This is a genomic window from Arthrobacter sp. DualSoilB13 (assembly GCF_055389195.1).
In genome coordinates this window covers 2,596,452-2,616,797 of sequence record NZ_AP035865.1, presented here as the reverse complement: position 1 = coordinate 2,616,797, position 20,346 = coordinate 2,596,452, and the positions used below count along the sequence as shown (strand labels likewise).

The following is a 20,346-nucleotide window of genomic DNA, read 5'->3' as shown; positions in this document are numbered from 1 at the left end:
GGATGCTCCTCACGCCGTGTGACACATCAGACACGAGGCGGAGAGCACAGGTAATGGCCGCACACCACGGGAAGCCTTATTCTCGAATAATTATGACTTCAGATTCGGGCTCACCCTTCGGCGCGTTGGGCAGTAATGCCCCCATTGGCAATGGGGAACTCCTAGGGACACGTCCGATCGGCATCTTTGATTCAGGCGTGGGTGGGCTGACTGTTGCACGGTCCATCATTGACCAGCTCCCCAACGAATCAATCCTTTACGTGGGCGATACCGCTAACGGCCCCTACGGTCCGCTGCCTATTGCCGAAGTTCGCGCGAACGCGCTGGGCGTCATGGACGAGCTCGTGGATTCGGGCGTCAAGTTGCTGACCATTGCGTGCAACTCAGCCTCCGCCGCGGTGCTCCGCGATGCCAGGGAACGCTATACCGCCCGTTATGGCATCCCGGTGATCGAAGTGATCCAGCCGGCAGTCCGGCGCGCTGTCTCGGCCACCCGTTCCGGCAAGATTGGTGTTATTGGAACCTCGGCCACCGTGGGTTCGAGAGCCTATGAGGACACTTTTGCCGCCGCCCCGGACCTTAGCATCACGTCCGTGGCCTGCCCGGCTTTCGTGGAGTTCGTGGAAGCTGGAATCACCACGGGCCCCGAGCTCCTGGCTGCTGCCAATGAGTACCTCGAGCCCCTCAGAGTCGCCGGAGTGGACACTGTTGTCCTGGGCTGCACCCACTACCCGCTGCTGACTGGTGTCATTTCATTCGTCATGGGGGAGGACGTCACGCTGGTTTCCAGTGCCGAGGAGACGGCCAAAGACGTCTACCGCGCGTTGGCCAACCACGGCATTCAGCGTACAGGGACGCGGGCACCGAGCCACGAATTCATAGCTACCGGTGATGCTACCCAATTCGAGACTCTGGCCCGCCGCTTCCTGGGGCCGGAAGTCCTCTCCGTAAAGCATGTGGACCACGTCGCGGCCCAGTACCCCACAGGCAGCCTGGCTCGAATAACTCCCGAGATGCTCGAAGCAGCACGGTCCGGATCCGGGCTCTCCCGCCGCTCGTACTTCGTCCAGCCCGATGAGACGCTCAGTCGCGGCACCGGAACAACCATGGGACGTGACCTGTGAAGCTGACCATCGTGGGCTGCACGGGCTCGTTCCCCGGCCCTGGCTCGCCGGCGTCGTGCTATCTGGTGACAGCGCACGACGGTGAGCGCGAGTGGAAGATCGTGATGGACCTGGGCAGCGGAGCTTTGGGTGCCATCCAGCGCTATACGGATCTGGAAGACATCGACGCGATCTTCCTCACGCACTTGCATCCTGATCACTGCATGGACCTCTGCGGCCTTCACGTCGCGGTTCGTTGGAAGCCGGGCGGCTGGGGCAGGGATCGCCTGCCGGTGTGGGGACCTGCAGCCACCGCGGACAGGATGGCCACCGCCTATGGGCTGGATCTCGATCCCGGCATGCACGAGGAATTCGACTTTACCAACTGGACCGAGCTCAAGCCGGTGACGGTGGGTCCCTTCACCGTGACCCCTTTCGCCGTCAACCACCCCGTTGAAGAGGCCTATGCCTTGCGCGTCACCGCTACGGAACCGGGCAAGGACGGCCTTCCCGTCACCAAGGTCCTGACCTATTCGGGGGATACGGATTCCTGCCAGGGACTCGAGGACGCCGCGAGGGGCTCGGACTTGTTCCTGTGCGAGGCGGCATTCGAGGAAGGCAGGGATGACGGCATCAAGGACGTCCACCTCACGGGCAAGCGTGCAGGTGAGGCTGCCATGAATGCCGGTGCCAAGCGACTCCTCCTCACGCACATCCCTGTATGGACCTCGCAGACCAAGGTGTTGTCCGAAGCTAAACCGGTCTTCACCGGTTACGTGGCAGTGGCGGTTGCCGGAGTCCACTACACGATCTAGCCTCACACCATGTTCAGCCCTACCCGGCGTCGGGGTGGTGGCGTCAGCTTGGCTAAGCTTGAACCATGACTTCTGAAGCTACAGCCACTCCCGTCATCCGCGCCGATGGCCGGACCCCCGATCAACTGCGACCCATCAGCATCACCCGCGGCTGGTCGAAGCAGGCCGAGGGCTCGGCACTGATCGAATTCGGCAACACCCGGGTTCTGTGCACCGCTTCCCTGACTGAAGGTGTGCCCCGTTGGCTCAAGGGCGAAGGCCGCGGATGGGTCACGGCCGAGTACGCCATGCTGCCGCGCGCCACAAACACCCGTTCGGACCGTGAATCCGTCAAGGGCAAGATCGGTGGGCGCACGCATGAGATCTCGCGCCTCATTGGCCGCTCGTTGCGCTCCATCATCGACACCAAGGCACTGGGCGAAAACACGATCGTTCTGGACTGTGATGTCCTGCAGGCCGACGGTGGCACACGCACCGCCGCGATCACCGGCGCATACGTGGCGCTGGCGGAAGCTATCCGCTTTGCCCGGGAGAACAAGCTCATTGCCCGCAACGCGGAGCCCCTGGTGGACACCATTGCGGCAGTGTCCGTGGGCATCATTGACGGCGTTCCCATGCTGGATCTGCCGTATGTGGAAGACGTTCGCGCGGAGACGGACATGAATGTTGTGGTGACCGGTTCGGGGAAGTTCGTGGAAGTTCAGGGCACGGCGGAAGGCGCTCCGTTCGATCGCGACGAGCTCAACGCCCTGTTGGACCTCGCACTGCTGGGCACCACCCAGTTGTCCGCCATCCAGCGCGAGACGCTGGCCGAAGCCCCGTGAGCAGCGCACAGGCCTCTGGTGCTCCACGCCTCGTCCTGGCAACACACAACAAGGGCAAGCTGAAGGAACTCCGGGAACTGTTGCGGGGCCAGGTGCCGGGTCTCGACGTCGACACCCAAGTGGTGGACGCCGCTGCGGCAGGTGCCCCGGATGTTGCCGAAACCGGTGTCACCTTTGCTGAGAATTCCCTCCTCAAGGCCAGAGCGGTGGCGGAGGCGACCGGCCTGGTGGCCATCGCCGACGATTCGGGATTGGCCGTTGATGTCCTGGGCGGGGCTCCGGGTATTTTCTCGGCGCGATGGTCCGGCACGCATGGTGATGACATCGGCAACCTGAACTTGTTGCTGGCACAGCTCTCCGATGTTCCGGACGCTTTCCGCTCAGCTGCGTTTGTATGCGCAGCTGCATTGGCGGTGCCGGGTCCGGACGGAATTGCCCAGGAGACGGTGGAGTACGGCCAGTTGGAAGGGACGTTGTTGCGTGAACCCCGTGGCGAAGGTGGCTTCGGCTATGACCCCATACTGCAGCCGGCCGGGATGGACCGCAGCTGTGCGGAATTGAGCTCGGAGGAGAAGAACGCCATCAGCCACCGTGGACAGGCGTTCCGTGCTCTGCTTCCCGCGATCGTCGCGGCGTTGTCCGGGCCCAACGCCACGTAGCTTCTTCCCCTACGCGAAAAGGCACCCCGCTGTTGCGGGGTGCCTTTTGTGTTTCAGGGTTCAGGGAGCTTAGTGCTCGCTGTGCTTGCCGCCCTCGTGTTCGTCGATGAATTCCTCCACAGGGTCCGTGCCTTCGGCAGCGGCCCGGCGCTTGGCCATGAATCCACGCCCGATCTCAATGAAGATCGGGATGACTGAGATCAGGACGATGACGATGAAGATGATGTCGATGTTGTTTCCAACCCACTCAAACTGGCCAAGCCATGCGCCGAGCAGGGTAACGCCGCCGCCCCACAGGACGGCACCGATGACGTTGAAGAGGAAGAACTTACGCTTGTCCATCTGAGCCACGCCCACGATCACCGGCACGAACGTGCGGATGATGGGCACGAAGCGCGCCAGAATCAAGGCCTTGCCGCCGTGCTTTTCGAAGAATGCGTGGGCGCTCTCCACGTTTTCCTTCTTGAAAAGCCTGGAATCCGGCTTATTAAAGATGGCAGGGCCGGCCTTGGACCCAATGAGATAGCCGGTCTGGTTGCCAATGATCGCGGCCACGATGATCATGCCGCACATGGCCCAAAGATTGAACTCGATGGCACCCGTGGAGACCAGGAGTCCCGCCGTGAACAGCATCGAGTCGCCGGGAAGGAAGAACCCCACCAGGAGGCCCGTTTCTGCGAACACAATGGCGCAGACCAGAAGGACCACCCACGGCCCCAGGGGTGAATCACGGAGGAAGACGTCGGGGTTCAACCAGTCCGGCAGGAACGAAGCCATAGGCGGCTGTACCGGGCCCGCGCCCCCGAAAGTGGATACGGCAAGGTCGCTTATCGCAGAGAAGATCACCCATCAAGCCTACTTGACGGCCGTCGTCGTATTTTTCCCGGGGACCTCTTGACACTAGGTTTGTCAGTTGTATGGTTAGTTACATGAGTAATGAACCAATGAGGCGGTGGAGCTCATGATCGATGACAGCAAGCCGATCTTCATGCAGATCGCCGAACTCATCGAGAACGGCATCGTGGACGGCACCATGGCAGAGGAATCCCAGGTGCCCTCCACCAATGAGTTCGCGGCCTTCCACCGCATCAACCCGGCAACCGCCGCCAAAGGCGTGAACGTGCTGGTGGATTCGGGAATTCTCTACAAACGCAGGGGGATAGGGATGTTCGTCGCCACAGGAGCCCGCGCCCAGCTGATAGCGCGCCGCACCGAAGAGTTTGTTGAGCAGTACGTCAAGCCGCTGGCAGTGGAGGCCCGGAAGCTGGGCATTTCGGCAGAGCAGCTGAACACCATGATCGAACGCAATTCCGGGCTGGCCCCGGAAACCGGGACAGACAAGGAAAGGAGCGCGGCCCTGTGAACGAGACCATCATCGAGGCCCGTCATCTGGTCAAGCATTACAAGGAACTCAACGCGCTGGACAACGTCAATCTGAGCCTGACGGCCAACCGCATCTACGGATTGCTTGGGCGCAACGGCGCAGGTAAGACCACCTTGATGTCCATTCTGACCGCGCAGGCCTTTGCCACGTCCGGTGAAGCGCTCGTCTTCGGCGCCAGCGCCTACGAGAACGACGCCGTATTGTCCCGGATCTGCTTCATCAGGGAATCGCAGAAGTATCCTGAGGATTTCCATCCGCAGCACGCCTTCCGCTCCGCCGCACTTTTCTACAAGAACTGGGACCAGGACTTCGCTGACCGCCTGGCAGAAGACTTCCAGCTTCCCCTCAAGCGAAGGATCAAGAAACTCTCCCGGGGCCAGTTGTCCGCGGTGGGAGTCATCATCGGCCTCGCCTCGCGCGCCGAGCTGACGTTCTTCGATGAGCCCTACCTCGGCCTTGACGCCGTGGCCCGCCAACTGTTTTACGACCGCCTCGTGGAAGATTATGCAGAACACCCGCGGACCATCATCCTGTCCTCCCACTTGATCGACGAGGTAGCGAACCTCCTGGAACATGTTGTGGTCATTGACAGGGGACGGATCATCATGGACGCCGACGCCGAAGAAATCCGGGGTTCGGCTGTGACTGTCTCGGGCTCCGCCGAAAAGGTGGACACGTTCCTGGCCGGCCGGAAGATCCTGCATCGCGAAACCCTCGGTTCCCTGGCATCAGTGACTGTGGATGAGGCGCTGGGCAGCCGCGATCGTGCCGAAGCGCAGGAGTTGGGCCTGGAGCTCTCGCCCGTCTCCCTGCAGCAGCTGGTAGTCCGCAAGACCATGGCGGGACCGGGAGCCACCGGAGCCGCGTCAAAAACAAACGATTTCGCCGATGACACGTTGGAGGCAAGGCGATGAGCAGGACCGTAGCAGTTGCCCGGATGCAGCTGATCAACAAGTGGACATACATCGGATGGCCCTTGACCATCCTGGCGGCATCGTTCCTGATGTCGATCGCCATCTTCGCGCTGATCCCAGTCACCGAAGGAAAAAACGGTGGCGGAAGCCAGGCACCCCTGTGGTACTTCCTGGTCCTCGGCATCCAAAGCATGACCTTGGTCTTCCCGTTTTCGCAGGGTCTGAGCATCAGCCGGAGGGCCTTCTACCTGGGGACCCTGGGCCTGTTCTCCCTCATTGCCCTGGGGATGACGGCGCTTTACCTGATCGGTGGCGTCATTGAGAAGGCAACCACCGGCTGGGGAGTATATGGGTACTTCTTCAACATTCCATGGGTAACCGAGGGCCCCTGGTACTCCACCGCAGCATTCTTCTTCGTGGTCATGATGTTCATGTTTATTGTCGGATTCTGGTTCGCCACCATTTTCAAGCGCTGGGGAACCACAGGCACCCTCATCTCAACCCTGGGCACGGGGTTGGTCCTGATTGGCATGGCAGCTTTGGCAACATTGGCCGAATGGTGGGGGTACGTGGGCAACTGGTTTGCCCAACAGTCGCCCCTGAGCATCAGCGGATGGACGGCGCTCCTTTGCGTAGTCCTCGCAGCAGGTTCCTATGCAACCCTGCGCAGGGCCACTCCATAGAGGCCCAAATGTCACGTTGACCACAATGCAGGCCGGAAGGGCCGCCCCGCCGTGCAAATCGGTAAGGGCGGCCTTTTTCGGCTGTAATCTTGTCCAGTGGCATTGGACTTTACGGCGATCGACTTTGAAACAGCCAACGGCTTCCGGGGGTCGCCGTGTTCGGTGGGCCTCAGCAAAGTCCGTGGCGGCGTCGTGGTGGAGGAAGCCTCCTGGCTCATGCGCCCGCCGGAGAACCATGATCATTTCGAGTTCCACAACACCCGAATCCACGGGATCCGCGCCGAAGACGTGGCGGGGCGCCCCCGCTTCGGTGAACTCTTCCCGGAAATCGGCGCCTTCATTGGCAACGACGTACTCGCCGCCCACAATGCAGCCTTCGACCTCGGCGTGATTCGCTCAGGACTGGAAGTCTCCGGCCTTGCCGGACCCGCTTACGACTATGTGTGCACGGTCATGCTCTCCCGCCGCTGCTATTCACTGGTTTCAAATTCCCTGCCGTACGCCGCCGAGGAAGCCGGAGTTCCCTTGGTCAACCACCACGACGCCGCGGAAGATGCCCGCGCTTGCGCCGGCATTCTGGTGGACATCGCCAGGCGGAACAACGCCAACAGCATCGCCGAACTCTACCTTTCCCTCGGCCTGAACCTGCCACAGCAACCCGCCTTCGATCCCGCGCATGGCCTCTCCAAGGCGACCATGTCCGCGCTCGCGGCACGGACCGGAAGCGCCGCCGAACGCACGGTCGAACGCGCACTGGGCGTTGCAGGAAGCTTCCAGGCCTGGCCGGAGGAGGGCCCCAACCCGTTGCCCAACCCGTCCGCGGAACCCGGACATCCGCTTTTCGGGCAGACCGTGGTGTTCACGGGCGACCTCGCCATCACCAGGCCGGAGGCGAAGTCACGGGCCGCGGACATGGGAGCACGTCCCGAAAGCCGGGTAACAGCGCGGACTACTGTGCTGATAGTTGGTGACGGTTTCGTGGCGGGTGACTTGCGCGCAGGCCGCCTCACAGGCAAGGCCAAGCGCGTCCTGGAGCTGCACGCCAAGGGCCAGCAAATCGAGGTTGTCTCCGAAGGTGAATTCCTGCAGATGGTGGGCGGCGCATAGCCTCCACCACACGGTCAGCAGTTCATACTGCGCAACAAAGCTATCCGCTGGGAGAGCCGCACTCCTAGCCTTGGGGCATGGCCAAACCAGTCCTTCCCCAAGCACCCGCTCGCCAGCCTGCCGCTGCGGCTACTTCTGCTGGCGCTGCTCAACGCGGCGGGGTGGACTGGCGGGCAGTTTTTGCTTTCCCCAACCCGGTTAACGAATACGCCGCCCGGATTACGGCGGGCTTGGTGGTGGCGGTGGCCGTCGCCACCCTCCTGACCGGCTGGGCTTGGGGGCTGGTGGCTCTGGCTGTGGGCTTCTGGCTCCGTGTGCTGTTCGGTCCGCGGATCTCCCCGCTCGCACTTCTGTCAGTGAAGGTGTTGGCACCCCGGCTTGGACACGCCAAGCTCGTTGCCGGTCCACCAAAGCGTTTCGCGCAAGGCATCGGTGCCGCCTTGACGAGTGCCGCCGTCGTGCTGTTTTTCACCGGTTTCCAGCCCGCCGCCTGGATCCTGCTGACGCTGCTGATCGTGGCGGCTTCGCTGGAAGCATTCGTGGGCTTCTGCCTCGGATGCGCGATCTTTGGCTTCCTGCAGCGCCGTGGCTTTATCCCTGAGGACGTGTGCGAAGCCTGCAACAACGTCACGCTCCGCAAGGCGTAGCCACTACCTACCCGGTGGTGACGGCAAGCAATCTGTCCGCCATGCCGCGAATGACTTCCGGGGCCTCCAGGGCCTCCAGCCAATCGGCCGGCAAGCATGCCAGACCATAGTACGCGCCCAGGATGTTCCCGGTAATGGACCCTGTGGAGTCACTGTCGCCACTGTGATTGATGGCCACGGCGATTGCGTTGCGGAAGTGCTCTGCCGGCGTGCCGCCTTTGGTTGCCAGCACCGCGTAAAGCCCGACGGCGAGCGCTTCCTCGGCGATCCAACCCTCACCAAGTGCTGTGGTCAGTTCTTCCGGGTCCAGAGGGGCGGGCCGCAGGGACAACTGCAAGGCTCCTTCAAGACGCTCCGCCAGTTCGGGTGCTTTGGTAGGAACGGCGTTGACGTAGTTGAGCGCCTCGGTTGCTGCGGTGCGGACGTCCATACCGGCCACGACGTTGTGGATCAGCAGGCTGAAGGCGGCTGCGCTGAGCCGTGCTGAAGGGTGTCCGTGCGTCAACGACGCGGCGTCCGAACTGAGCTTGTACACGGCTTCGCGTGAAATGTGGGGGATTAGTCCAAACGGGGCTGAACGCATCACGGTGCCACACCCTTTGGAGTCGGCATTGACCGGACGGGCCACCGTTCCCATAGTGCCCGTTGCCAAACCGCTGAGGCACGCGTTACCGGGTGCGCGGCGGTGGCGCAGGACCTCCTGGGCATCGATCCACCGCGGTTGCGGCACGGGAGCGGCGGAGTCAACAGCAACGTCCTGGGTGGCGAGCCAACGCAGGTAGGCAAGCCATAGGCAGGCGATCTCGTCCGCAGCTACGCCATCGTTGGCCCATTCGAGTGCTTCCACCAGGCCGTCAACGGTGTACAGCGTCATTTGCGTGTCGTCCGAGAAGTGGCTGGCGCCGTCGAGCTGACCGAAAGTCTTCAGGCCCTCGGAACCATACCGTGCGCGGATCGCGGCGATGGAGTCGAACTCCACTGCGTAGCCAAGCGAATCACCCAGTGCCCCTCCCAAAAGTGACCCATGGACACGGGACTCGAAGGATGGATCAGCGGGCGATTTAGGTTCAACACTCATGCCAGTAACTTACCAAGCCGTGAGACCCCGCTGGTATGGTGGGGAAGCTGCCCGGCACTGACAAAACTTGGAGAGACATGGCGCGTGAACCTCAGTGGCGACGGACAGGCAGGACACCCGACTACAGGTTTTCTCTCGCCAACGAACGTACTTTCCTCGCATGGATCCGCACATCCTTGGCACTGCTTGCCGGGGCGGTTGCCGTAGACCAGTTGGCCCCGAACATCGCGCCCACCCCGGTGCGGCTGGTTCTTTGTGTTTTGCTTGCCTTGGTTGGTGCGGGGTTGGCGGCACTTTCGTATCGTCGTTGGGGTCAGATGGAAGCGGCGATGCGCAATGATCAGGCGCTCCCTTTCTCCCGGGTCATGCTGTTCATGACCATCGTGGTTGCCGTGGCGGCCTTCGCTTTCGCGGTGCTGATTTTGGTGGCGCGGTAACTATGGAAGTCCGTGACCCCGGATTGCAGCCTGAGCGCACTATCTTGGCATGGCGCCGGACGCTGATCTCCCTGGTGGTGGTGGACTTGTTCATTTGGCGAAGCTGGCTGACGTCTGAGCCCTCAACCGGCCACCTCGTCGCGGGCCTTCCCGGGCTTGATTACCAAGGCATCTGCGCTCTCGTGGCGGCTGCAGCCACCATCGTGGTGGCGGCAGTGGTGTGGGTTCGCTCACGGCAGCTCCACGCCGGCAACGGGGCTGCTTCGGCCCGGCTGGTCCGGGTCAGCATGTTGGCTGTGGTGGGGCTCGGTGCTACCGCGATCGCAGCGATCGCCTTGGGCGGATAAGCTCGGAGGCGGGATTCAGCTGGCGCCCAGACTCGGCTGACAAAATGCTCAGTGGCCTTGAGCTTGCATGACCCCTGCAGCGTCGGTGCCAAGCATCAGCGTCCGCCGCGACCGAAGCCGGCCATACCGGCATCCAGACCAACCGAAGGACTCCTTGGACATGACCTCTCCTGTACAGGCCACACCTGAACCCCAACCGGGACTTGTTGCCCGGTTGTCGGCTGAAGCTTTGGGATCGATGTTCGTTGTGGTTGTCGCGGCGGGAGTCGGGATTTTCTCCAATCCTGGTGGTGCCCCCGTGCCTGTTGCCCTTGCAACCGGCATTGCGGTGACAGTGGCCATGCTGGCCTTCGGCTATGTCTCGGGAGGCCACTTCAACCCTGTGATCACTGTGGGCAATCTGATAGCCGGTCGAGTCCGGGCTGTTGCGGCATTGGGCTATGTAGCAGCGCAAATTATCGGCGGCGTGGTTGGTGCTGCCTTGATCTACTTTGTTGTGAGCACGGTGCCCGTCCTTACGGACGCGAGGGCCGCTTTTGACGTCGTTGCACCAGGTTATGGCGACCACGCTGCCGCCCAAACACAGCTCGCCGGGGTTCTGTTGGTCGAGGTCCTAGGTGCAGCTCTCATCGTGGCTGTGTTTCTTGGCGCGACCGCCGGCCGCCGCGCTGTTCCGGCTATGGCCCCCTTCGCCGTCGGCTTGGCTATGGCTGTCCTGCTTCAGCTGGGACAGGTACTGGGAAACCTTCCCTTCAACCCTGCGCGGGCAACAGCTCAGGCATTCTTCAGCTCGTCCTGGGCGCTTGAGAGTCTGTGGCTCTTCTGGGCGGCCCCGCTGATGGGCGCCGCGCTTGCAGGCCTTGCCTTCCGCGGCTTCCAAGGCTTCTCCACTACTGCCGTGGCGGCACCTGGTGACGTTCAAGGCGGCAGCGATGGCGTCAACGACTCTTTTGATGCCAACGATGAGCCGGACGAGGACATCGGGGCCAAGGACGCTGCTGCGGAAGCAGACGGTTCCCCTTCCCGCGCAGTGCCGGCCACGCCGGTCAATGATGACGCCCGGGACTTCTTCGACGGCAAAAAGGGCAAATAACCCTACGGGCTCGACGGCGGACGGCTCGCCTGCGCTTTATTGTCGGTGCCCCCGGTTAGCTTAAAAGTATGCGGCTACTTCACACTTCCGATTGGCACCTTGGCCGGTCTTTCCACGGCGTTGGCATGCTCGATGCCCAGCGGAGCTTTGTGGACCAGTTGGTATCACTGGTGGAAGCCAAGTCCGTTGACGTCGTGCTGATTGCCGGGGACGTCTATGATCGTGCTTTGCCCGGATTGGATGTGGTCAAGCTGCTCGATGACGCACTGGTGCGCATCACGCAGGCAGGAGCCGCAGTGGTCCTGACCAGCGGTAACCACGACTCCGCGATCAGGCTGGGCTTCGCTTCCCGCTTGTTGGAACGCGGAGGCGTCCACCTCAGGACCAAGGTGGAGGAACTCAACGTACCGGTGCTTTTCCCGTTGGCAGACAAAGGGGCTGGCAAGGACGGCGCGGGGAACGGCCAGGTGGCGGTCTACGGCATCCCCTATCTTGAACCGCGGCTTGTGGCTGAACGGTTGGGAGCTGAGAACGCCAACCATTTTGATGTGACCCTGGCCGGAGTGGAACGGATCCGGCGTGATGTTCAGGCGCGTCGTGCATCAGGACCGGTGTATCCGGTGGTCCTCGCGCATACCTTTGCCAGTGGGGGCATTACCTCGGAAAGCGAACGGGATCTGAGCATTGGCGGCTTGGGCGCGGTTCCCCTGGATCTCTTTGAAGACTTCGCCTACACAGCTTTAGGTCACCTCCATGGGCGGCAGGAGCTGGCACCCAATGTCCGGTACTCCGGTTCTCCCTTGGCCTATTCGTTCTCGGAAGCCAAACACCACAAGGGTGCCTGGCTGGTAGACCTCGACGCCAGCGGCGCGATCGCCGTTGAGGAGGTCCTGTGGGAGGCTCCCAAAGCGTTGGCCACCTTGCGCGGAACGCTGGAGGAGCTATTGGGCGGTGAAGAGCACGCGTGGGCAGAGACAGCCTATTGCCAGATCACGCTGACGGACGCGCAACGTCCTGGGCAGGCCATGGAGAAGGTGCGCACACGTTTCCCGGACACCTTGGTCCTCTCCTTCGATCCCCAAGGTGGTCAGTCACGGCCCTCCACCAGTTACAGCAACCGCCTCGCCGCGGCAGAAGACGACCTCGGTGTCTGCTGCGGTTTCCTGGAACATGTACGGGAACGCGGTGCAAACGATGCAGAAGAAGCTGCCCTGACGGAAGCACTTGAAGCCGTCCGGCTGCAGGAGGCTGAGCTATGAGGATTCATCGTTTGGACATCGAAGCTTTCGGTCCGTTTGCAACACCCCAACACATTGACTTTGACCAGCTCAGTGCGCAGGGCCTTTTCCTCCTTAACGGCGCCACAGGCGCCGGTAAGACCAGCATTCTGGATGCCATCTGCTTCGCCCTGTACGGGTCCGTTCCCGGTGCCCGCCAGGAAGGGAAACGGCTCCGAAGCGATCATGCTGCGCCGGGTGCTGAGCCGCGGGTGGTGTGTGAGTTCTCTGCGCGTGGCCGCCGTTTTGAAGTGACGCGCTCCCCGGCGTGGGACCGTCCAAGCGCCCGCGGCCGCAATGGATTCACTACCCAGCAGGCCAAGACCCTCCTCAGGGAACGCGTAGCCGGGAGCTGGGAGGAGAAGTCGTCCAGGAATGACGAGGTAGGGGCTGAGCTTTCGGACGTCCTGGGAATGGACCGGGAGCAGTTTACCCGTGTGGTGATGTTGCCACAGGGCGACTTTGCCGCTTTCCTGAGGTCCAAGGCCAACGACCGACTGGACCTGCTCCAAAAATTGTTCGGCACGCAGCGATTCGAAGCGGTGGAACGCCAGCTCCTGCAGCAAGCCGCCGATGCCGCCCGCGCTGTGCAGGACAATGCCTCCGAACTCCAGCAGCTACTTGACCGGGTCGCATCTGAGCATGACCATCTGGATCTTCCTGCAGCTGCTACTCCGGCTGCCGACAAGGAGCCAAACCAGGAGCCGGGACAAGAGCCAACGCCGGAACCAGGCAAGGAACCGGAAGCTTGGCTGGCCGTCATGGAGGCTGAAATTCACTCTGAATGGCAGCGTCGGCAGGACGAGGCAGCGGAGGCAGAATCAGCGGCCACCCGCCTGCTGGAACAATTCCACGAGGCTCAGGAGAGGTCGCTCAGGCATGGTCGGCTGGGCGCTGCGATGCAACGGCGGGTGTTGCTTGAACTGGCAGCGCCCCGAGCGCTGGAGAACAAGGAGATGCTGGGCAGACACCGGCGTGCCGCCGTTCTCAGCGGCCAGCTCGAAGCTGTCGATTCGACGGCGCGCAAACTCGAAGCCGCCGCAGAGCGGGCTGCCGGTGTGCGCGGGAAGCTTGGTGCAGCTGGCCTGGACGCCGCTACTACGGATGTAGCTTTGGAAGCCGTTAAAGCCGTCTGCGCAGTGGTTGAGGCACGGCTGCCCGATGAACAACGTCTGGAAGTCATCACGGCACGTTTGGCAACCATGCGTGGTGATATCGCCGAACAGCAGGCCGCTGCCGGCGCTTCGGCCGGTCTACTGGAACAGTTGCGCTCCGACGTGTCCACCGTGGAAGCAGAGATCCAGCCTCTGGAACCGTTGGCTGGCCAGCTCACGGAACTGGAGCGGGAGGCTGCTGGTGCCGCCGAGCTGGTAGGGATTGTGGCCCGCCACGCAACGGCCACCAACGAGTTGGACGGGATCACCCTGAAGCATCTTCAGGCTCGGACCGAATCGCAGGACCTCCGGCAGCAATGGCTTGATGTCCGTGAACTGCGTTTGGCCAACGCTGCGGGGGAGCTCGCTGCGGCGTTGGAAAGCGGTAAGCCGTGCGCCGTGTGCGGAAGTGAGGAACATCCCAACCCAGCCGAAGCCGTGCAAACGGCGCTCTCCCTCGCCCAGGAAGAGGAAGAAGCCAAGGATCGGTTTGAGGCCAGCGAAAAAGCCTTGGCGCTCCTCGCCGAGCAGCTCTCCTCCGCAGCGCAGGTGCTCGCCGGACTGGTGGCCCAGGGAGGTGCAGTGGATGCTGCTGAAGCAGAATCCAAGCGGGCGTCTGCCCAGGAGGCTGCCTCGACGGCTCGCAAGGCGGCGGTGACATTGGAGAAGCTTCGCGCCCGGCACGAGGCCCTCAGCAAGCGGATCGCCCTGGTGCAACAAGAACACGACGCTTCCGCGAACGCTGCGGCCCAGGGGTCTTCGGCAGCACAGCTGCTTCAGGAGCAGTGTGCTGCCCTTGAAGTAGAACTTGCCGGTTTGAAGGACGGCTTCCCCAGCCTTCGCGAGCGGCTGGAAGCACTCTTCGATGAGCGCGGGCTTCTGCAGGCGGCCGTGGATGCAGAGCGGGAACTGGAACAGGCACAACAAGCCTGCGAAGCCGCAGCCGCTTCCCTTGACAAAGCCTTGGTGGAATCCGGATTTGCTTCGGCTGACGAAGCCCGCCGGGAGATCCTCCCGCCCGCAGATGTGGTGGGCCTGGAAAAGGATCTGGCCGATTTCGAGGCCGAATCGTCCCGCTTGGATGAGCTGTTTGCCGGTGAGGACCTGATCCTTGCGGCCAAGGAAGCCAGCATCGGCGAACTCCCCTTGGCCGAAGCCGAGCTTGCCGAGGCGAAGCTTCTTGCTTCAAAGGCCGCCGATGACGCACGGGCCAAGGAATTGGCAGCCGGCCTTGCCGGCAAGTCAGCGGACGCTGTTGCCCGCCTGGGGAAGGAGTACCGGACCCTGGCCCAATCGGGAAGGGAACCTCGGCGCCGGGCACATATGCTCGCAGAATTGGCCGACACCGTAAGGGGCTCGGGTGATAACAACTACCGCATGAGTCTGAACACTTATGTCCTGGCGGCAAGGCTGGAACAGGTAGCCATTGCAGCCTCCGAGCGGCTCGTGGCCATGAGTGATGGCAGATACACCTTGCAGCATACGGACGCCAAGGCCGCCAGAGGCGCAAAGTCGGGCCTTGGGCTGGAAGTCGTGGATGAATGGACCGGTCAGCGGCGGGACACTTCCACGTTGTCGGGCGGTGAATCCTTCATGGCGTCATTATCCCTGGCGCTGGGCCTCGCCGATGTAGTGCAGCAGGAGGCCGGCGGAGTCGATATTGAGACGCTGTTTGTGGACGAGGGCTTCGGCAGCCTGGATGAGCAATCCCTGGAGCAAGTGATGGACGCCCTTGAGGGACTGCGCGACGGCGGCAGGGTTGTTGGCCTTGTCAGTCACGTCGCGGAGATGAAGCAACGGATCACCAACCAGCTGCAGGTGATCAAGGGCAGGCATGGTTCCAGCGTGCGGATTGCCGACGCTGTACCGGTCTGAGACGTATCCGATAGACTTAACCCGTTACACCGGGTCGCGCGCATCGGGAGGAGGGACGATGCGCATCCTTTAGCGAACCCGGATTGATGGAAAAAACTTCTGTAACGTCACAGCCTGCACCCCAGGCTCCCTCCCGCCCCTCCCGCCTGCCGGGCCGTTTCGCTCGGCTGCCTGAACTGGCGGGACCTGGTTTCCTGCCCTTGGGGCTCTTCGCCAGGCTACCCTTGGCCATGCTGACCGTGGGCACCCTGACCTTGGTCACAGCCGTCAGCCACTCCTACGCCATCGGCGGCATGGCAGCCGGAGCCGTCGGTATCGGCTCGGCGGTGGGGGCTCCCGTCCTGGGCTCCCTGGCCGACAGGGCCGGGCAACGGATCGTGCTGCTTGTGGCGGCAGTGGTCAACACCCTTGCTGTAGTGGGGCTCCTTGCTGCTGCGTACCTCACTACCGGTTACGGTTCCGTGGGCGAGGCGGCTGGTGTCCTCATTGTGGCCTTTCTCGCTGGCGCCAGTTGTCCCCAGGTGGGGCCCATGGCCCGTGTTCGGTGGATGGCGCTGACCACCCGTAATTTGTCCCCGGCTGCAGCAAACGGGGCCAGAAGCGTAGCAGCCAACCGGGCCGACCTTGATACCGCTCTGTCCTACGAAGGCACCGCTGACGAGGTCACTTTTGTCCTGGGCCCCGCCTTGGTGGGTGTTCTTGCCAGCTTGGTGGCACCCTGGTTGCCGCTCGCTTTGGCCGCTGTCATGACCATCACCCTGGTTCCGGCCTTCGCCGTCCATCCAAGCCAACACGCGGTGGTGCCCGCACCCCGCAAGCCGCGTACCGGCGTCGCGCCTTCCAATGGACAAGCCTCTATTGGCGAGCACTCCGCCCAAGTCCCTGCGCAGCGGCGTCATCGTTGGGCCGGAGCCGTGGTGGCCGTTCCCGTGGTGGCCATGGTGTGCATGGGTACGTTCTTTGGAGCTACCCAGAACGCGCTGAGTGCCTTCTCGGCGCAGTACGCTACGGCCGAGATCGCCGGACTGCTGTATGCAGTGATGGGGCTTAGTTCAGCTGTGGCGGCGCTGTCTGTAGCTTTCTGGCCGCAACGGTTCAGTCTGGCTTCCCGTTGGGTCGCCGCAGCGCTGGCGATGTCCGTTTTGTCGCTCCTGTTGCTTCTCCCTGCTGGTATTTGGCCCATGATCTTTGTCCTGCTGATACTAGGAATCCCCGTGGGGCCAGTGATGGTCACCGTCTTCAGCATCGGCGGCGTGGTGGCTCCAGCCGGTCGCATGGCCACTGTGATGACGGCGCTCGCCAGCGGAATCGTGGCAGGAACAGCGTTGGGCTCCTACCTGGCCGGGCAATTGGCGCAAACGCAGGGGCCGGGCGCAGCCTTTGTCGTCTCGATGGCGGCTGCAGCAGGGCTGTTGCTGCTGGGTGTCCTCACATCCTTGGTGATGATGCGCCAACCTCAGGGGTAACCGCTATGCGGCACTGCGGTAGCCGGTGGGGGAGTTCCCGAAAGCTGCGCGGAAGATACGGCTGAAATGGGCTGCATCGGTGAACCCCCACCGCGCCGCGATGGCTGTTACAGGTCGATCGGCCAGCACAGGATCTCTAAGGTCCCGCCGGCACCGTTCCAGTCGCCGTTGCCTGATGGAGGAGGCTACCGTGGTCCCGATTTCCTGGAAGAGGTCGTGCAGATGCCGCGTTGAGATGTAGTGGGCCGCGGCAATGCTTCCGGGGGAGAGTCCGGGATCACCGAGGTTGGCCTCGATGTAGTCGTGAATGCGGCCAAGCAGCAGCAGATGCGGATCCCTGCCCGTCTCGATCAGTTGATCGAGCTCACCGTTGAAAAGTGTAGTGACCAGGTCCAAGGCGTTGTGGACCAACCGGAGTCCATTGGCCCCGGAGAGGGCCTCAAGGTTGTCGGCCAGTTTCACCAGGAAGGGGCTGATGAGCTCGCCCAGGCCCTCATCGCCCGGAATTCGCAAGGCTGTCACATGTCCCATGGCTTCGGCGGGCAAGTCCAACAAAACGTGCGGGAACATGAGCACCAACGTGCGGAAGTCGTCGTCGAAGGTTAATTGATACGGACGCGAGGTGTCGTAGATGGAGAGGTCCCCGGGGCGGAGCACGGCCTCGCGCTCGTCCTGAACCAGGCGGCCCGATCCACCGAGCTGGATGCTGAGTTTGAAAAAGCGCCCCGTGGACTTGGCAATCAGCTCCGGCGTGCGAAGCACAGTGTGAGGCCCGGCTGTAATCTCCACCACGGAGATCTGCCCCAGCACTCGTGCCCTCATCATGCCGTGGAAGTCAGTGCCCGGGAAGGATGAGCTGTTGGGGCCCGTAGCCAGCAGGGGCACGAAAGAGCTGGAGATTGCTTTGCTCCACTCCTGGAACGACTCCGCCACAATGGTTTCCACGGTTGCGGGGCCCATATCAGCCGCGACGGTCATCAAACTCCTTTTCAGTGGCCCGCGGCGCCGGTGCCACTGGGGCAGGGAATGCCGGGTTTGCGGGCGTGAGCTTGCCCACGATTCTACACCGGCGCCCGCATGGGCTCGTGCTTGCGTGCAGCGACAAACTCCCTGCCGTGTGAGACAAGTCACGCGACGCCGCTGCGGTGGAAGATTGCGGAATGACACACACCGTGCCGCGCAATCTCCAGCGGCACCGAGGCAGGAGCACACTATGAGCGTGGACAACCCCGTCAAGGGCAGCGCCCCCGGAGCCGTAAGCACCAAGGGTCGGCTCGGCGTACCGGCAGTAACCTTCATGATTATCGCGGCCTCGGCGCCGCTGACCGTGCTGGCGGGCGGCGTGACCACCACTTTCGCGGTCACCGGGGTCACCGGCGTGCCGTTGTCATTCTTGATCCTTGGTGCAATTCTGGCGCTTTTCGCCGTGGGATACGCCGCCATGAGCCGGCACGTCACCAACGCAGGAGCGTTTTACGCATACATTGCGCAGGGCATCTCAAGGCCAGCCGGGGTGGGCGCGTCACTGATCGCCCTCATGGCATACAACCTGATGCAAGTGGGCATCTACGGGCTGTTCGGCTTTACGGTCTCGTCACTGCTGTCCGCCCGCCTTGGTATCAGCATGCCGTGGTGGCTCCCCGTGCTGGTGTGCATCGCGATCGTCGGATGGCTGGGGGTGAACAGGGTGGACCTGTCCGCTAAAGTCCTTGGCGTCCTGGTGGCACTGGAGTTCCTGGTGGTCATTGTGTACGACGTCATCAGCCTCGCGGTGGCTCCAGAAGGTATCAGCGCTGCAACTCTAAGCCCCGAAAGCCTGTTCGTTCCCGGTATCGGAGCGGTACTCTCCTTCGGCATCGCCGCTTTCATGGGATTCGAATCCGCCGCTATTTATGGTGAAGAGTCCAAGGACCCGCAACGCACGGTCGCAAGGGCAACGTTTGCTGCGGTTGGCATCATCGCTGTCTTCTATGCAGTCTCTGCCTGGGCCATGACTGTGGGAACGGGACCGTCCGCCGTGATTGAGACTGCCACCACCAATGGCCCGGACATGATCTTCGCCTTCCTGGGCGACCACGGTGGCGTGTTGCTCAGCGACATCGCCCAGGTCCTCTTTGTCACCAGCCTCTTCGCCGCACTCGTTAGCTTCCACAACGCGGTGGCCCGCTATTTTTTCTCCCTGGGTCGCGAGCGTGTCCTGCCGTCTGCGCTGGCGAAGGTGCGGACCGAAAGCGGGGCGCCGTTCGCCGGTTCGCTGGCGCAGACGGTGATTGCCGTCGTCGTAACCGTCGCCTTTGCCATTGCCGGTGCGGGTTCCGAACTGGGCGAGCTGTACCCCGTGCTGACCATGTTCACATGGCTCACCAACAGCGGAGCCATGGGGCTCGTGCTGCTCATGACCGTAGTGTCGGTGGCGGTGATCGGGTTCTTCCGCCGGCAGCAGCACGGGGCGGGCCTGTGGGTCAGGGTGATCGCTCCCGGCCTGGGGTTCGTGCTTCTGGCTATCGTCTTTGTGCTCATCATGGCCAACTTCAACGTCTTGCTGGGGCAGACCGAGTCAACGGCGGCGACGTTCGTCCTCCCGATGCTGGTGCTGCTGCCTGGGCTGGTTGGCGTCATGTGGGGATTGCGGCTCCGGCGCTCTCAGCCTGACGTGTACGCCCGGATCGGCCATGGCTCGGAGGGCTAACGCAGCGTCAGGCCAGTTGGCTTTCGATTCGGGCAGCGCTGTCCGCGAGCGCTTTGCCGACTTCGTCGGGGTCCTGATCCAAGCGGATATAGACGACGGCGATCGCTGCCGGCCGCCCGCCCGGGACCCTGATGGGGGCGGCAATGGAGGACAATCCTGCAATGACTTCGTCGTGGCTGGTGGCGTACCCCAGGCGGCGGGCTTCGTGGGCTTCGGCGCGGTAGGGGTTCGGAGCGCCTACCTGCTGCCAGCGCTCTTCGGTCATGGTTGATTGGATGGCGATCCCGGGGGCGCCGGTGGCGATGGGGTGGCGGTTGCCCGGGTGCTGGGCCAGGGCGGCGCCGGAGTGCCGCGGTTCAACGGTGACAAGGTTGACGCACTCCTGGTGGTCCCACACTGCGACGAAGGCGGTCATATGCAGCGTGTTGGCAAGTTGGGTGAGCTCGGGCAGCGCCGCAGTTTGCAGGCTTCTTGAAACACCGCGGGCCAGGACGGACAGGCCCGGGCCGGGTTGAACGCGCCCGGAGTCGTCGCGCACCAGCAGCGAGTGGTCTTCCAGCGTCCGCAGGATCCGGTAGGCCACGGAACGGTGTACGCCAAGGGCCTCGGTGAGTTCGGCGATGCTGAGGGGCCTTTCGGCGGCCGCCAGAATCTCCAGCGCGCGGATTCCGCGTGAGAGGGTTTGCGACGGCGGAGCTTGCGTTGGTGCTTCCGTTGGGCCCTTGACGTCGCTGCGGGGGTTCATGCGAACCATTCTATGGTGGCCCACACCGCAGGGGTCTGTGCTTTGGCTC

Annotated in this window: 20 protein-coding genes; 16 read left to right on the top strand and 4 right to left on the bottom strand. The window is 62.9% G+C overall.

Going from position 1 to position 20,346, the window contains the following annotated elements; translation table 11 throughout:
* The first annotated feature begins 53 nt into the window (after window positions 1–53).
* The 4 genes from murI to rdgB all read left to right on the top strand — a co-directional run bounded on the left by murI (window position 54) and on the right by rdgB (window position 3,401).
* Window positions 54–1,124, top strand: a complete 1,071-nt coding sequence (gene murI / locus ACZ5J0_RS12015) for a glutamate racemase (RefSeq protein WP_464093208.1) — start codon at window positions 54–56, stop codon at window positions 1,122–1,124.
* On the top strand, window positions 1,121–1,918 hold the full coding sequence (locus tag ACZ5J0_RS12010; RefSeq protein WP_464093207.1) for an MBL fold metallo-hydrolase: 798 nt from the start codon (window positions 1,121–1,123) through the stop codon (window positions 1,916–1,918). Before murI ends, ACZ5J0_RS12010 begins: the two co-directional genes overlap by 4 nt.
* A gap of 65 nt (window positions 1,919–1,983) precedes the next feature.
* Window positions 1,984–2,742: a ribonuclease PH gene (gene rph / locus ACZ5J0_RS12005; RefSeq protein WP_011775233.1), complete on the top strand. Its 759-nt coding sequence runs from the start codon at window positions 1,984–1,986 to the stop codon at window positions 2,740–2,742.
* Window positions 2,739–3,401 carry an RdgB/HAM1 family non-canonical purine NTP pyrophosphatase gene (gene rdgB / locus ACZ5J0_RS12000; RefSeq protein ID WP_142938678.1) on the top strand — a complete coding sequence of 221 codons (663 nt, stop codon included), beginning with the start codon at window positions 2,739–2,741 and terminating at the stop codon, window positions 3,399–3,401. The genes rph and rdgB overlap by 4 nt, the downstream gene beginning before the upstream one ends.
* Before the next feature lie 69 nt (window positions 3,402–3,470).
* Here the strand turns inward: rdgB and ACZ5J0_RS11995 are convergent, their stop codons facing one another.
* Complete coding sequence (locus tag ACZ5J0_RS11995) at window positions 3,471–4,232, bottom strand: DedA family protein (protein ID WP_187697156.1); 762 nt, start codon at window positions 4,230–4,232, stop codon at window positions 3,471–3,473.
* Window positions 4,233–4,362: 130 nt separating this feature from the next.
* Between ACZ5J0_RS11995 and ACZ5J0_RS11990 the strand changes: the two genes are divergently transcribed.
* The 5 genes from ACZ5J0_RS11990 to ACZ5J0_RS11970 all read left to right on the top strand — a co-directional run bounded on the left by ACZ5J0_RS11990 (window position 4,363) and on the right by ACZ5J0_RS11970 (window position 8,136).
* Complete coding sequence (locus tag ACZ5J0_RS11990) at window positions 4,363–4,764, top strand: GntR family transcriptional regulator (protein ID WP_464093206.1); 402 nt, start codon at window positions 4,363–4,365, stop codon at window positions 4,762–4,764.
* Window positions 4,761–5,699: an ABC transporter ATP-binding protein gene (locus tag ACZ5J0_RS11985; protein ID WP_142938681.1), complete on the top strand. Its 939-nt coding sequence runs from the start codon at window positions 4,761–4,763 to the stop codon at window positions 5,697–5,699. The genes ACZ5J0_RS11990 and ACZ5J0_RS11985 overlap by 4 nt, the downstream gene beginning before the upstream one ends.
* The gene (locus ACZ5J0_RS11980) at window positions 5,696–6,382 is read left to right on the top strand and encodes a hypothetical protein (RefSeq protein ID WP_464093205.1); all 687 of its coding nucleotides are present in this window, start codon (window positions 5,696–5,698) and stop codon (window positions 6,380–6,382) included. The genes ACZ5J0_RS11985 and ACZ5J0_RS11980 overlap by 4 nt, the downstream gene beginning before the upstream one ends.
* Before the next feature lie 96 nt (window positions 6,383–6,478).
* Window positions 6,479–7,489: a 3'-5' exonuclease gene (locus tag ACZ5J0_RS11975; protein WP_142938682.1), complete on the top strand. Its 1,011-nt coding sequence runs from the start codon at window positions 6,479–6,481 to the stop codon at window positions 7,487–7,489.
* A 77-nt stretch (window positions 7,490–7,566) separates the two neighbouring features.
* Window positions 7,567–8,136 (top strand): DUF4395 domain-containing protein, encoded by a 570-nt coding sequence (locus ACZ5J0_RS11970; RefSeq protein ID WP_464093204.1) that lies wholly within the window; start codon window positions 7,567–7,569, stop codon window positions 8,134–8,136.
* 7 nt (window positions 8,137–8,143) lie between these two features.
* On the opposite strand, the gene ACZ5J0_RS11965 is transcribed toward ACZ5J0_RS11970, so the two are convergent.
* A complete protein-coding gene (locus tag ACZ5J0_RS11965; RefSeq protein ID WP_464093203.1) occupies window positions 8,144–9,214 on the bottom strand; it encodes an ADP-ribosylglycohydrolase family protein in 1,071 nt (356 codons plus the stop codon).
* Between the two features lie 77 nt (window positions 9,215–9,291).
* On the opposite strand from ACZ5J0_RS11965, the gene ACZ5J0_RS11960 reads away from it, so the two are divergent.
* The 6 genes from ACZ5J0_RS11960 to ACZ5J0_RS11935 all read left to right on the top strand — a co-directional run bounded on the left by ACZ5J0_RS11960 (window position 9,292) and on the right by ACZ5J0_RS11935 (window position 16,863).
* Window positions 9,292–9,651, top strand: coding sequence for a YidH family protein (locus ACZ5J0_RS11960; protein WP_284705199.1), 360 nt, complete (start codon window positions 9,292–9,294; stop codon window positions 9,649–9,651).
* 2 nt (window positions 9,652–9,653) lie between these two features.
* Complete coding sequence (locus ACZ5J0_RS11955) at window positions 9,654–9,998, top strand: DUF202 domain-containing protein (RefSeq protein WP_142938686.1); 345 nt, start codon at window positions 9,654–9,656, stop codon at window positions 9,996–9,998.
* 160 nt (window positions 9,999–10,158) lie between these two features.
* Window positions 10,159–11,091, top strand: coding sequence for an aquaporin (locus ACZ5J0_RS11950; RefSeq protein ID WP_464093202.1), 933 nt, complete (start codon window positions 10,159–10,161; stop codon window positions 11,089–11,091).
* A gap of 68 nt (window positions 11,092–11,159) precedes the next feature.
* On the top strand, window positions 11,160–12,350 hold the full coding sequence (locus tag ACZ5J0_RS11945) for an exonuclease SbcCD subunit D (RefSeq protein WP_464093201.1): 1,191 nt from the start codon (window positions 11,160–11,162) through the stop codon (window positions 12,348–12,350).
* Window positions 12,347–15,397, top strand: coding sequence for an AAA family ATPase (locus ACZ5J0_RS11940; RefSeq protein WP_464093200.1), 3,051 nt, complete (start codon window positions 12,347–12,349; stop codon window positions 15,395–15,397). Before ACZ5J0_RS11945 ends, ACZ5J0_RS11940 begins: the two co-directional genes overlap by 4 nt.
* A gap of 86 nt (window positions 15,398–15,483) precedes the next feature.
* Window positions 15,484–16,863 carry an MFS transporter gene (locus ACZ5J0_RS11935; protein ID WP_250819751.1) on the top strand — a complete coding sequence of 460 codons (1,380 nt, stop codon included), beginning with the start codon at window positions 15,484–15,486 and terminating at the stop codon, window positions 16,861–16,863.
* A gap of 3 nt (window positions 16,864–16,866) precedes the next feature.
* On the opposite strand, the gene ACZ5J0_RS11930 is transcribed toward ACZ5J0_RS11935, so the two are convergent.
* On the bottom strand, window positions 16,867–17,841 hold the full coding sequence (locus ACZ5J0_RS11930) for an AraC-like ligand-binding domain-containing protein (protein WP_142938691.1): 975 nt from the start codon (window positions 17,839–17,841) through the stop codon (window positions 16,867–16,869).
* Between the two features lie 235 nt (window positions 17,842–18,076).
* On the opposite strand from ACZ5J0_RS11930, the gene ACZ5J0_RS11925 reads away from it, so the two are divergent.
* Window positions 18,077–19,552 (top strand): APC family permease, encoded by a 1,476-nt coding sequence (locus tag ACZ5J0_RS11925; RefSeq protein ID WP_464093199.1) that lies wholly within the window; start codon window positions 18,077–18,079, stop codon window positions 19,550–19,552.
* Between the two features lie 7 nt (window positions 19,553–19,559).
* Here ACZ5J0_RS11925 and ACZ5J0_RS11920 read toward each other — a convergent pair whose 3' ends face one another.
* Window positions 19,560–20,306: an IclR family transcriptional regulator gene (locus ACZ5J0_RS11920; protein WP_142938706.1), complete on the bottom strand. Its 747-nt coding sequence runs from the start codon at window positions 20,304–20,306 to the stop codon at window positions 19,560–19,562.
* Between the last annotated feature and the right edge of the window lie 40 nt (window positions 20,307–20,346).

What these genes read in the sequence shown, in the direction of transcription:
- murI (WP_464093208.1), top strand. Translation starts at nt 54, where the DNA reads ATGGCCGCACACCACGGGAAGCCTTATTCTCGAATAATTATGACTTCA.
- ACZ5J0_RS11930 (WP_142938691.1), bottom strand. Translation starts at nt 17,841, where the DNA reads ATGACCGTCGCGGCTGATATGGGCCCCGCAACCGTGGAAACCATTGTG.
- ACZ5J0_RS11955 (WP_142938686.1), top strand. Translation starts at nt 9,654, where the DNA reads ATGGAAGTCCGTGACCCCGGATTGCAGCCTGAGCGCACTATCTTGGCA.
- ACZ5J0_RS11935 (WP_250819751.1), top strand. Translation starts at nt 15,484, where the DNA reads ATGGAAAAAACTTCTGTAACGTCACAGCCTGCACCCCAGGCTCCCTCC.
- ACZ5J0_RS11965 (WP_464093203.1), bottom strand. Translation starts at nt 9,214, where the DNA reads ATGAGTGTTGAACCTAAATCGCCCGCTGATCCATCCTTCGAGTCCCGT.
- ACZ5J0_RS11940 (WP_464093200.1), top strand. Translation starts at nt 12,347, where the DNA reads ATGAGGATTCATCGTTTGGACATCGAAGCTTTCGGTCCGTTTGCAACA.
- ACZ5J0_RS11980 (WP_464093205.1), top strand. Translation starts at nt 5,696, where the DNA reads ATGAGCAGGACCGTAGCAGTTGCCCGGATGCAGCTGATCAACAAGTGG.
- ACZ5J0_RS11970 (WP_464093204.1), top strand. Translation starts at nt 7,567, where the DNA reads ATGGCCAAACCAGTCCTTCCCCAAGCACCCGCTCGCCAGCCTGCCGCT.
- ACZ5J0_RS11925 (WP_464093199.1), top strand. Translation starts at nt 18,077, where the DNA reads ATGAGCGTGGACAACCCCGTCAAGGGCAGCGCCCCCGGAGCCGTAAGC.
- ACZ5J0_RS11945 (WP_464093201.1), top strand. Translation starts at nt 11,160, where the DNA reads ATGCGGCTACTTCACACTTCCGATTGGCACCTTGGCCGGTCTTTCCAC.
- ACZ5J0_RS11960 (WP_284705199.1), top strand. Translation starts at nt 9,292, where the DNA reads ATGGCGCGTGAACCTCAGTGGCGACGGACAGGCAGGACACCCGACTAC.
- ACZ5J0_RS11920 (WP_142938706.1), bottom strand. Translation starts at nt 20,306, where the DNA reads ATGGTTCGCATGAACCCCCGCAGCGACGTCAAGGGCCCAACGGAAGCA.
- rph (WP_011775233.1), top strand. Translation starts at nt 1,984, where the DNA reads ATGACTTCTGAAGCTACAGCCACTCCCGTCATCCGCGCCGATGGCCGG.
- ACZ5J0_RS11990 (WP_464093206.1), top strand. Translation starts at nt 4,363, where the DNA reads ATGATCGATGACAGCAAGCCGATCTTCATGCAGATCGCCGAACTCATC.
- ACZ5J0_RS11950 (WP_464093202.1), top strand. Translation starts at nt 10,159, where the DNA reads ATGACCTCTCCTGTACAGGCCACACCTGAACCCCAACCGGGACTTGTT.